Origin of the sequence: Paenibacillus sp. Root52 (genome assembly GCF_001426865.1) — a bacterium.
Classification (GTDB): domain Bacteria; phylum Bacillota; class Bacilli; order Paenibacillales; family Paenibacillaceae; genus Paenibacillus.
In genome coordinates this window covers 346274-358039 of record NZ_LMFO01000029.1, presented here as the reverse complement: position 1 = coordinate 358039, position 11766 = coordinate 346274, and the positions used below count along the sequence as shown (strand labels likewise).

The window sequence follows — 11766 nt, the reverse complement described above, 5'->3', positions numbered from 1 at the left end:
AATCAATGGATATAACTTCGCTGCTGTTACTCGGATTCGCCGCGCTTGGCATCATCAGCAGTAATACTCCAGTGGCTGTAGCTATGGTATTTCTATTATTGCTACGTGTATTGAATCTGCATCAAGCATTTCCTTGGCTTGAGAAGTATGGGCTGACCATTGGGATCATCATCCTAACCATTGGAGTAATGGCTCCACTTGCGAGCGGTAAAATAAGCTTGCAGACCATCGGGGAGTCCTTCCTGCACTGGAAGTCACTACTTGCCATTGGTGTTGGGTTGCTTGTTGCTTACCTCGGTGGTAGAGGTGCTACATTGATGAGTACGCAGCCCACTGTCGTCGCTGGACTTCTTATCGGTACTGTATTAGGAGTTGCCTTGTTCAAAGGTGTACCCGTAGGTCCACTTATTGCAGCAGGCATTTTATCCTTGCTTTTGGGCAAATCCTGATTGAATTTGGACTTGACTCCCTTCTGTCAACTGGCTGTAATTCCCACCGTTGTATGATATACTTCTATTCATATCACGAGTCCATAGCGGAGACATCAATTTGATTTTTGTTCGTCTAACATTCAACATTGATTCACCTCGCAACTATAATGGCCGCAGGAGGATTCAGGAATCATGTCACGTCAGTTTGTTACAGAAGCCGTGATGGTGGCTATTTATGGTCAATTGCTCGCATCACCCGCGTCTATTGAATATATTGTTCCATACACCACCATCCTTGAATTATACGAGTTTCAAGCCAGCAGCGATCCTCTGATGGGTAACCCTGCGGATGATCAACATGTGAAGACCAAAATTAACGAGATGATTTCTTATTTTGAGGAACCGTTAAATAAGAAAAAAATAGAACGTGCGCTACTTACTCCATGGGCCAAAAGTCCATCGATTCTGTTCGGTGATCAAGTCTCCATTGCTATTATTAACGCTGTTGATACGGCTCAGTATGGCGAGTATTTCGACCCAATCGAGACGGAATTAATACTCACTTCACAACGTTTGAGCATTCCTATCCTTACGGATCAAGTCGAATTGATTGCTCGCATCATTGAATCCTCAGCTCCGGTTCAAGTTTATGATATTGACGACTTTGACTTTGCAATGGATGAGGAGTCACTTGATCAGGTGTAAGCATTGTATATTGATTATTGTGGATGTGTACCCGCTGAGAACATTCTTAGTTGGCATTGCATGAATGATTATAAAACACAAAAGCCTCCCTGTCGGGAGGCTTTTATCATTATTCAGGTCTGTACTTCATTTGTACTTCATTTGTACTTCGTTCGCACTTGGTTTGTAATTATTTGAGCTCGGTTTGTACTCGGTTTTTGCTTTATTTGTACTTCGTATATGCCTGGGTCAATCTTTCTGGTAGGAGCGTGCCAACAACATTTGGGTAAACTCATTGAGGACAGGAAGAGATTCGGTGTGAAAAAACTTCAGACCTGCTTCACTATTCACACGAGACTCTACGAGGTCATCTTGGATGATTCGAGTTCGAAACAGGGCGATCACATAATAGTCTTCATCCCCGCTCGTATGAAGCTGTCTCAGCTCTGGCCCTGAATGGAGACCTTCTAACACCATATGATCTGTAGTCCAGCCAGTCTCCTCCCACAGCTCTCGATGAGCAGTCTCTTCAATCGATTCTCCCGGACGCATCTGTCCTGCCGGAATTCGCCAATGGCTGTGGTCTGCGTGCTGGATCAATAACACTTCACCATGTTCGTTCTCGGCCCATATAGCAGCCTTTACGACGATAAACGCTCGGTTAGCAATATACTGAGCCAAATCTCGGGCTGGCGGATTCAATATTTATCCCCTCCTGTTCCAAGCCGAAGAGACGGCTTAGATCTATAGTCAGATCAGTGCAACACAGTTCTCTCCAACTTACGGAACGTTCTAAAGGCGTGTATCTATGAGTAAGGGATTATACTTCAGTGTATCGGTATTCAATATCTTGACCTTCATCAACAACATCCACATGAAGCTCATGACCTTTTAGATACCAATAATCGTGATCCTCCATGAAAAAGTGAATACCGGATGCTTCTATTTGCTCGGCAGGATGTCTTGGTTCCTCAACAGCGATACCTAACGAAAAGCCGGGATGAAGACCTCCGCCTGAGCTATAACGGGCAAAAAAACGAATGCTATCGCCATCGTTCAAATTAAGCTCTTCCTTGTACCAGCGCGCAGCGCGGTCAGTTACATGTATGGTACTCATGTGGTGTCAGCTCCTTCTCTATATATATGTTACATCATATCGCTAGAATGGTCGGAATACAAACTGTACAACAGAACAAATTACCCAATAACGAACAATTTTCAGGAAATAAATTTACTTCATGGAACATAAAATGAAAAGGTGAGACCATAACTGTATTTTGCAATATAGGACAACAGTCGTATAAAGCCATATTACTTCACGACCCGTTACTCCATTCCTGGCTTCTCTAAACCAGACATTGCTCATTTGTGAAAAAAGTTTGACAGATTGCAAAATGCGGTGTTAAGATGCAAACATACGAGATTCACATTGAATTTATTCCCAAAAAAAGAAAGGGTGATTACGGTGTTTAATAGAGATATGTTTGTTCTAACTAACTTACAACTGAATACCGGAGCAGCCCCGAAATCATTATTTCGTTCATAATTTCTGCATCATAGCAATCTGTTGATCAGATATACTATGTTGTGAACTCACAATATAATTATGTACGGTGGTGGCTCTGCTCTCGGAGCCATGCTGCCGTATGAATGATACCTAAGACATACCGCCTGCGTGCGGTGTGTCTTTTTTTGTGGTCACAAGTAAGCATATGAACGATAATGTATTTCACAGATATGGAAAGGATGGGATAGCACTTGTTCTCAGTACTCAAAAACCTAGCCTGGTTTTTCCGGCTAGAGCGCAAAAGATACCTGATTGGTGTCATTTTGCTCATTCTTGTAGGTGTCGCAGAACTCCTGCCCCCTCGTCTTCTCGGTAATGCGATTGACGAGATTGTACGTGGGTCCATTACAGGAGCATCACTTACCACCTACATTTTACTTATTTTAGGAACCGTCGTTATTATCTATCTAATCACGTACATATGGATGCACAAATTATTTGGCGGAGCTAACTTGGTAGAACGTCTATTGCGTTCACGTTTCATGGATCATCTGTTACGGATGACACCCCCCTTTTTTGAAAAGAACAGAACAGGCGACCTTATGGCTCGTGCTACCAACGATCTTCGTTCGATTGCAACCACAGCAGGCTTCGGCATGCTTACGTTAACGGACTCGACTGCTTTCTTGGCAACGGTATTACTCGCTATGGGTTTTCTAGTTAGCTGGAAGCTGACTCTGGCAGCCATTCTGCCCCTTCCTTTTATTGCCATCGCTATGATGATCTACGGTAAAGCCGTGCATCAGCGCTATACACTCGCTCAAGATGCCTTCGGTGATATGAACGACCAAGTACTTGAATCCATTGCGGGAATTCGGGTAGTACGCGCGTATGTTCAGGAGCGTCTAGATGAGAAGCGTTTTGCCGATGTTACCGAAGACGTGTACCGCAAAAATCTAGCTGTCGCACGGATGGATGCATTGTTTGAACCTACAATCCGACTTTGCGTTGGACTTAGTTATGTCATTGCGCTTGCTTACGGCATATATCTTGTGTTCCACAATGAAATCACTCTGGGGGATCTCGTATCATTCAATATGTACCTGGGGATGATGATTTGGCCGATGTTCGCCATTGGGGAGTTAATTAATCTGATGCAGCGTGGTAGTGCCTCCCTTGATCGGGTCAACGAGACATTATCGGTGGAACCCGCTGTTCAAGATGTTGAACAACCCGCTCACATTTCGAACCCGGAAGAGATCGTCATGCAAGATGTTACGTTCCGTTATCCTAGTTCTACAGTAGACAATCTTAGCCATATTAACTTTTCACTACGCCGCGGTCAGACGCTTGGCATTGTCGGTCGCACAGGTAGTGGTAAGTCCACGCTGCTGAAGCAGTTGCTACACGAATACCCTGCTGGATCAGGTAAGCTAAGCATATCGGGTCACCCGATTCAGGAAATTGCCAAAGACGACTTGCATAGCTGGATTGGATACGTGCCGCAGGAACAAGTGCTATTCTCCAAATCGGTTCGTCAAAACATTCAGTTTGGTAAACCTGGTGCAAGTGATGATGTCATCATGGAAGCGATTCGTACAGCTGCTTTTGACGGAGATCTTGGAACATTGTCTGACGGACTCGATACACTCGTTGGAGAAAAAGGTATTGCTCTATCTGGTGGACAAAAGCAGCGGGTATCCCTCGCTCGTGCGTTCATCTCGGACCCGGATATTCTTATTCTGGATGATGCCCTTTCCGCAGTTGATGCCAGAACCGAAGCTAAAATCATTGAAAATATACGCAACAAACGCTCGGGTAAAACAACGTTGATCTCGACTCATCGCCTGTCCGCTATCGAACATGCTGACCGAATCATTGTACTTGAGCACGGGAAAATTACGGAAGAAGGAACCCATCAGGAACTACTTGCCATGAACGGTTGGTACCGTGAACAATATGAACGGCAACAGGTGGAGTCCAATCTGTCCACGTAGGAGGTCAATGCATTGAAATCGAATACAGGCAAACGGCTATTACAATACGCCTTAAAAGCCAAAGGCACTTTTATAGCCGCATTAATTATGCTTACGATCGGTGTTGCGGCAGAGCTCGCCGGCCCATTTATCGCCAAAAATATGATCGACAATCATTTGTTAGCCATTGAACAGCCCTTCTATGAGACATCTGCTTCAGAAGATGCGGCGGTTTATCAAGGAAAGAATTACAAACGCGAAGGATTATTCGAACCAGCGGAAAGTAAAGGCGCCGAGGTACGCATACTGCAAGCGGGACGTAGCTTTTATTTTGTAAATGAACCGGTGAGCACACCTGACGGAGACCGATCTTACGCCGATGGCACCCTGACGGTAACCCGTGCAGGTGAAGTCACCGGTCAATATGCGGCAGTGCCTCTGTCGGCTGGAGAACTGTTTGCTTTTTACAAACCCGAAATGCCAAGCATCTATCAATTGATCGTATATTACATGATTTTTCTTGTCATCTCGGTCATTATGGAATTTGGTAAAACCTACTGGCTGCAATCGTCCGCCAATAAGGTCATTCAACGACTTCGCAATGATGTGTATGCTCACATTCAGCGTCTGCCCGTCAATTTCTTTGACAATCTGCCTGCAGGTAAAGTCGTCTCACGAGTGACCAACGATACAGAGGCCGTTAAAGATCTGTTTGTTGCAGTACTGTCGAACTTCTTCTCGGGAATAATTACGATCGCAGGGGTGTATGTCGCGCTCTTCCTGCTCGATGTTCGTCTTGGTCTCATCTCCTTGTTCGTTGTTCCTATGCTTATTGCTTGGATTGTGCTATATCGTAAATTCGCTACTCGCTACAATACGATCATTCGTTCACGACTCAGCGAGATTAATGCGATCATTAACGAGTCCATTCAAGGGATGTCCATCATCCGCGTATTCCGCTATCAAAAACAAACCAAACAGGAATTCGAAGATCTGAATGATGACTATATGAAACATCAGAACAAAATGCTTAACCTGAACGCCTTTACCTCACACAATCTGGTTAACGTATTGCGGAATATCGCTTTTGCGGTTGTCCTGTGGTATTTCGGATCAAGTGTGCTGGATGGCACCAGTATCATCTCGTTAGGTGTATTGTACGCATTCGTGGATGTACTCGGTCGTCTGTTCCAGCCGATTACAGGTATGGTAAATCAGCTGGCGAACCTGGACTCCTCTCTCGTATCTGCTGGACGTGTATTCGAACTGATGGATGAGAAGGGAGAAGCCGTTACCGATGGTTCAATGCCAAGATACAAAGGAAATGTTGTCTTTGATGACGTATCCTTTGCCTACAACAAAGACTTTGTGTTAAACAATATCTCGTTCCAGGCTTCACAAGGTCAAACGGTTGCGTTGGTGGGTCATACCGGTTCAGGCAAAAGCTCCATTATCAATCTGCTATTCCGATTCTACGACCCGCAAAAAGGTAAGATTACCATCGATGGACAAAACGTGAAGGATCTGCCCAAACAGTGGATTCGTGAACATATGGGAATTGTATTACAGGATCCTTATCTATTCACCGGAACGATTGCCTCTAACGTCAGCCTCGGGGATCAGAAGATTACTCGTCAACAGATTGAAAAGGCACTTCGTGACGTAGGAGCAGAACGTATTCTAGCCCATTTGCCTCAAGGTTTCGATGAACCGGTTATTGAAAAAGGAAGCACGCTGTCTGCTGGGCAACGTCAACTGATTTCCTTTGCCCGTGCGCTGGCATTTGATCCAGCCATTCTTATTTTGGATGAAGCTACAGCCAATATTGATACCGAAACCGAAGCCTTGATTCAAAATGCGCTCGAAGTACTCAAAAAAGGACGTACAACCTTCATCATCGCCCATCGTCTCTCTACAATTCGCTCAGCAGATCAGATTCTGGTACTGCATCGTGGACGAATTGTTGAACAAGGAGCACATGATGAGTTAATGGCACTCCAAGGTCGATACTATCAGATGTATCAACTGCAACAAGGTGCTCAGTCTGTTCATGCTGATCAAGCTCACAGCACAGCCCCTGAAGCAATACGCACATCCTCCTTCGCTGGAGGCAATGCCTAAAGTAAAGGATCATGTTGGTTTACATCTAAGCTAAAATGATTCTACAATGTGTACGAAAATAAACCGATGTATCTCGCAGACACCCCATCTGTTGATATGCATCGGTTTTTTTAAAGCTTTTCTCTCTGTTACAATTTCCTCTTATTGACAATATCAGCTTCTTCTCGTATTATACATACCAACGGTCGGTATCAAAAGGAGGAGACAGTTATGGCTAGAAACAAATTCCCTGAACAGACGCTAGAACACATCCTTACCGTATCAGCACAATTATTCACCGAGAAAGGCTATGAGAAGTCGAGTATTCAGGACATTATTGATCATTTAGGCATGTCCAAAGGTGCGGTCTATCATCATTTCAAATCCAAAGAAGAGATCCTTGATGCGGTTATGGAGAGACAGTTTGCTTTTGCAGCTCAAATGTTGGATCAACTTGTGGAGAATGCTAACGCAATCTCAGCCAAGGACAAATTGGTCTATATACTAGAACGCATTGTCTCTAATCAACAGGTACACTCCTTAGATCGAGTGCTGTTAACCCAAATCAAAAATCCATTATTTATCGTCAAAGGCATTCAGCAAACGGTTCAAATTGATGCCCCGATCATAGCTGCAATCATGCGCGAAGGCGTTACAGACGGCTCGATCACTACAGGAAATCCTGAAGCCTGTGCGGAAATTTTTCTGATGTTGATCAATATTTGGATTAATCCAACCTTATTCAGCCGAACACCTGAGGAGACAAAGGAGCGTTTACACTTCTTGCAACATATGATGCACACCATCGGTGTTCCGATCGTTACTAACACGTTAATTGATCAGATTATCCACCAACATAACGAGATGGGGGCTTATAACTATTCCGTTAAGGGTACTCAGCAACATACAAGAGATGCATCCAATGAAAATTAACACACATATCATTCGCAAAGAATGGCTTGTTCAAGAGCCTGTTCTTTCCCTCTCGCTCGACTGGATGCAAGGTGAAGTACACTTATACCAGAGTACCGAACAGCATGTTCGAATTATTCAGCGAGCATCTGTGCATTTTCCAAGTAAGCGATGCTTCACAACCCGTTACCACCAAGGTTCACTTCATATTGGTGACGGACGTTCGAAGTCGTTTCCAATCGGAATTCACTTTCAGCGTACATCGTTAGCCATTGGACTCCCTCCATCTACACTGGAACAAGTATACATTCGAGGTGTAGGTACGCGGTTTATTGTAGAAGATGCTCAAATCAACCACTGCGAGTGTAGGTGTACATCCGGACAGCTGCATATCTCCGGTTATACACAACAGCTCAGTTTACGCATGGTGGGCAGCCATATAAAATCACAGAATTTAACTGCGGAAAACGTAGATATTAAGGGGACATCTTCACTCATTCAGCTAACAGGTCAGTTCTCCCATATTCAATCCAGTACGACGGGCAGAACACTCTCCATTCATTCAGCCACGATGCCACAATCGGTGAATAGCATAGCTACCGGATGTAGTGTGAATCTACGAATTCCTAACCCAAACGAAGGATTCCGATTGCAGTGTAAGCATGTCGGAGGCACATTACAGAGTGAGTTCCCCCTTCAATTGGATCGTGGAGAGCACATCTATGGGAATGCATCCGTCCCTATTCACGCACAAGTTCGAGGTGGACGATTCACCATAGGTACGTATTCACCCCATTCGCTATAGAAGGAGGAAACGGTTATGATCATCGGTTGGATTGTGGGTACTTCCTTAGCTATTATCGTATTGTTGTCTGGACTCGTAGGTTTAAACCAAGCTACTCGAAGACAACGTAAGGTTCGTTGGCCATGGTGGCTTATCGGGTTTAGCGTAGCAGCTCTGATCAGTGCGGCGATTAATTATCCAGGAACCTGAATGCCAATTGTACTTGTCCAAACAGTCATACTTATATGGGAAAATAAAAACAATCCGCAAAAGCCTTATGGCTGCTGCGGATTGTCTATCCAACCTTTGCATACATATCCCATGTATAGAATCGTCTCTCGCAATAGAAAAGGAAGCTTGCTGCGCCACGTCTGGTAAGCTGTCGTAAGTGTTGGAGAAGGCACAACATCCATGCCCAAACCGCTGGCAAGCATCATCGCTCGTTTCATATGTAAAGGATCAGTTACAATCGTATACGTGTGGAAGCCCGCTCGCTCTCCGACACCGATTGAATACTTAAAGTTCTCCTCTGTAATGCGTGATTGTGTCTCAAGCTGAATATCTGCTGGATTCACTCCATGTGCTATGGCATAATCACGTCCAACCTCAGCTTCCGAACGCTGCTCCACACTGCCTGCACCACCCGTGAACAGCAATTGACTTACTGCACCCTGATGATACAACAGTATGGCGTGTTCAATACGTTCGCGAAATACCGGTGAAGGTTCATTTCCTACCACTGCTGCGCCAAGTATAATAGCCGCATCCGAAATACGTGTTGATGCCTGCTCGCTATACGTCGTGATAAGCATAGCCGTGATAAAAGCCCATACGAATCCACCACCAACGATGGATGCCAAGAAGATTAGTATCATTCGCTTCGACTTTAGCTTCCTCTTGTCTGACATTCCTCTTGTCACAATGCCTCATCCTCTTCGGTTGAACGACAATGCACGCTCTCCTCATGCATACGTTCAAGCCGTTGCAATGCTGCGGCAGACTCCGCATCCAGACCAAGTTGGGCAATCCATGCAGCCGTGTAAATCTGCAGGGTCATTTCAAGTTCTTGCGCACGGTTCTTAAAATCCTCTAATTCACTTATCATCCTTGATCGCCCTTCAGGGCTAAATGTCTCATGGATTCGTTCCTTGAAATAATGATGCACGATACTATTGCGTTGTTGCCATAGTTCGTTTAATTGCCGGGTCTCGTCATCCGAGAACGTAAAGTGATGGCGAACTTCGTGGATAAGCTGCCCCAATGAACTGCTCATTTTCCGCTCGTATAGATCCTCCAGATCTTCATCTGTCATCACTTTACCCTGCGATAATTTCATTAATAAGATCAGATTAACCAACTGCTGTTCAAGGGACTGTCCATAATAAACCGCTAACCCGTAATAAGCAAACAATTCTCTGGAGTGTTCGCTGTCCAGCATGTCACCATTCTTCATGCCTGTGTTGTGCATAAGCGAGCGCCCCCTCATCTCCGTAAATGTTACTCCATTATCATGTCCCTCTATCGTAACCAAACCGGGACTAACATTCAAGTTAACGGTGAGGACGGCTTCTAACTCCGTAGATCCCTTCTACCAGATAGCCAAATATGAGTACTCAAGAGCAACATTGCATATACTGCCGACCATGTGCAGACCAGAACAATCTGACCTAAACCGCCCCCATCAAACAACATCATCTTTTGAACAAGGTAGAAAGCGGGTGGTAGTATGTACGATATCCATTGAAGTGATTCGGGTAATCGCTCCGATAACGATACTTGTACGAATGATGATAGTAATACAACGATGAAGATGGGTAAGCTCCAGCTGAGCCGAGATATGTATGCGTTCTGAAAGAAAACACTGATGCTAAGGCCAAGCAGTGCTAACACAAGATGTCCACACCAAGCAACGATCCATTCATAGGTGGTCGGCTGCCTCTCAAACATGCCAGTAATGATAGGATATACAATTGTAATCAAGGTCATGGCCAATTGCATAACCGCTGCACAGACCAATTGCCCAATAGCTACCTTTCGCCTACTTCCCGTATGGAGCACCAATAATTGGATCTGACCCGGGGGTTCGGCGTTCATAACAGTTAGACCTAACCAGGCTGATCCAAAAAAGAGCAGCATGGCTGTTACCCCATAACTATCCGCTACTGGATTAGGTTTATATGAGTATATAAGCAACATAACGATCGTATAAAACACGACAGGTGAGAGGTATTTCTGTGAACGAATGTTCTGTTGTAACAAGTACTTGATTAAATACTTCATTGCGCATCCTCCTTAACAACAGATGCAGCGGATGGAGCATCAAGAGATAAAGTATCCTTTTCATCTGCTATCGCTTGGGTAGGTGAGTCCCCTTCTAACAAACGTTCCATCTGAATTAAACTCTTATCCTGCTGAACAGATACGATGGAACCACCTGAAGCAACAATCTGTGCAATGATCTGGTCTGCAGAGCTGCGACTTACTCTCCAATCCCACACCCATTCGTTATGTACGATATCCTCATGTCGTTCTGCACGAGAGCTATGAACTGATCGAACATCTAGTTGTCCAGTAGCGTTCGCAATCTGATTTACTTGTCCCGAATCTACCGCATGGCTCATTAAACTCTGGATTCGCATGTCAGGTTGACCAATGCATTCCAAATCGGACTGTCTCCAATGACGAAGAATTTGTCCATGTTGCAGAACGATCACATGATCTGCCATACGTTCTATGATTAAGGGTTCATGACAAGCCGTTATAATCGTTGTCCCTTGTTCTTTCCATTGTTGTAACAGTGATACGATGGCTTCCTGTGCCGCATGATCCAGGCCGGACAACGGTTCATCCAGCAGGATAAGTCCACCTGGACCTGGCAGCAGCGATTGAATTAAGTTTACCTTCTGAAGCGTGCCCTTAGACAACAGGGGGAGCTGCTGATCAATCGCTGCACCCAGGTATAATCGTTCGCTCCATTGTTTGATGCGCTGTTCTAGCACAGCGGAGCGAATGCCATGAATCCTTCCCATTATCATGAGGTACTCTTTAGCCGTAAAGGGGAGCTTAGGAAGCCCATCAATGGCGAGCATTGTTCGACCCTTAAAGGAAGATTGCATGCTTCCCGAATTCGGCAGGATCATTCCTGCTAACATTCGTAGGAGTGAGCTTTTGCCTGAACCATTTCTACCAACTAACACAGCACACTCCCCTACAGCTACATGGAAACTAATCTCTCTCAACACCTGAACTGAGCCCAGACGTTTACTTACCTGTTGAAGCAAAACCCCTTCGGCTCCTGAATGATATGTCTGCTTTTCCTCTACGTTGGTTGTGTTCTTATAACGTGTATTTGTCCTCCAACCCACCAAATTA

General features: G+C 44.9%; 13 protein-coding genes. 7 read left to right on the top strand and 6 right to left on the bottom strand.

Annotated elements, in window-relative coordinates; all coding sequences use genetic code 11:
* Nucleotides 1-5 precede the first annotated feature (5 nt).
* Both ASD24_RS22625 and ASD24_RS22620 read left to right on the top strand, forming a co-directional pair.
* Entirely contained in the window at nt 6-449 is a 444-nt protein-coding gene (locus tag ASD24_RS22625; RefSeq protein ID WP_056700767.1) for a DUF441 domain-containing protein, read from the top strand.
* 174 nt (nt 450-623) lie between these two features.
* Nucleotides 624-1136: a hypothetical protein gene (locus ASD24_RS22620; RefSeq protein ID WP_056700766.1), complete on the top strand. Its 513-nt coding sequence runs from the start codon at nt 624-626 to the stop codon at nt 1134-1136.
* Between the two features lie 228 nt (nt 1137-1364).
* On the opposite strand, the gene ASD24_RS22615 is transcribed toward ASD24_RS22620, so the two are convergent.
* Both ASD24_RS22615 and ASD24_RS22610 read right to left on the bottom strand, forming a co-directional pair.
* Nucleotides 1365-1817 (bottom strand): NUDIX domain-containing protein, encoded by a 453-nt coding sequence (locus ASD24_RS22615; protein ID WP_056700764.1) that lies wholly within the window; start codon nt 1815-1817, stop codon nt 1365-1367.
* A gap of 118 nt (nt 1818-1935) precedes the next feature.
* Nucleotides 1936-2232, bottom strand: coding sequence for a HesB/YadR/YfhF family protein (locus tag ASD24_RS22610; protein ID WP_056700762.1), 297 nt, complete (start codon nt 2230-2232; stop codon nt 1936-1938).
* Nucleotides 2233-2873: 641 nt separating this feature from the next.
* Here ASD24_RS22610 and ASD24_RS22605 point away from each other — a divergent pair.
* The 5 genes from ASD24_RS22605 (at nt 2874) to ASD24_RS30795 (ending at nt 8604) form a co-directional block, all read left to right on the top strand.
* Entirely contained in the window at nt 2874-4619 is a 1746-nt protein-coding gene (locus ASD24_RS22605; protein ID WP_056700759.1) for an ABC transporter ATP-binding protein, read from the top strand.
* Nucleotides 4620-4631: 12 nt separating this feature from the next.
* The gene (locus ASD24_RS22600) at nt 4632-6719 is read left to right on the top strand and encodes an ABC transporter ATP-binding protein (protein ID WP_056700757.1); all 2088 of its coding nucleotides are present in this window, start codon (nt 4632-4634) and stop codon (nt 6717-6719) included.
* A 210-nt stretch (nt 6720-6929) separates the two neighbouring features.
* Nucleotides 6930-7631: a TetR/AcrR family transcriptional regulator gene (locus ASD24_RS22595; protein WP_056700755.1), complete on the top strand. Its 702-nt coding sequence runs from the start codon at nt 6930-6932 to the stop codon at nt 7629-7631.
* Nucleotides 7621-8415 (top strand): DUF4097 family beta strand repeat-containing protein, encoded by a 795-nt coding sequence (locus ASD24_RS22590; protein ID WP_056700753.1) that lies wholly within the window; start codon nt 7621-7623, stop codon nt 8413-8415. Before ASD24_RS22595 ends, ASD24_RS22590 begins: the two co-directional genes overlap by 11 nt.
* A gap of 15 nt (nt 8416-8430) precedes the next feature.
* On the top strand, nt 8431-8604 hold the full coding sequence (locus ASD24_RS30795) for a hypothetical protein (RefSeq protein WP_200956186.1): 174 nt from the start codon (nt 8431-8433) through the stop codon (nt 8602-8604).
* Nucleotides 8605-8669: 65 nt separating this feature from the next.
* On the opposite strand, the gene ASD24_RS22585 is transcribed toward ASD24_RS30795, so the two are convergent.
* From ASD24_RS22585 to ASD24_RS22570, 4 genes are all read right to left on the bottom strand, one after another.
* Entirely contained in the window at nt 8670-9314 is a 645-nt protein-coding gene (locus tag ASD24_RS22585; protein ID WP_082560506.1) for a YdcF family protein, read from the bottom strand.
* On the bottom strand, nt 9311-9862 hold the full coding sequence (locus ASD24_RS22580) for a hypothetical protein (protein ID WP_056700750.1): 552 nt from the start codon (nt 9860-9862) through the stop codon (nt 9311-9313). Before ASD24_RS22580 ends, ASD24_RS22585 begins: the two co-directional genes overlap by 4 nt.
* Nucleotides 9863-9963: 101 nt before the next feature.
* Nucleotides 9964-10674 carry a hypothetical protein gene (locus ASD24_RS22575; protein WP_056700748.1) on the bottom strand — a complete coding sequence of 237 codons (711 nt, stop codon included), beginning with the start codon at nt 10672-10674 and terminating at the stop codon, nt 9964-9966.
* On the bottom strand, nt 10671-11675 hold the full coding sequence (locus ASD24_RS22570) for an ATP-binding cassette domain-containing protein (RefSeq protein ID WP_162248968.1): 1005 nt from the start codon (nt 11673-11675) through the stop codon (nt 10671-10673). The genes ASD24_RS22575 and ASD24_RS22570 overlap by 4 nt, the downstream gene beginning before the upstream one ends.
* Between the last annotated feature and the right edge of the window lie 91 nt (nt 11676-11766).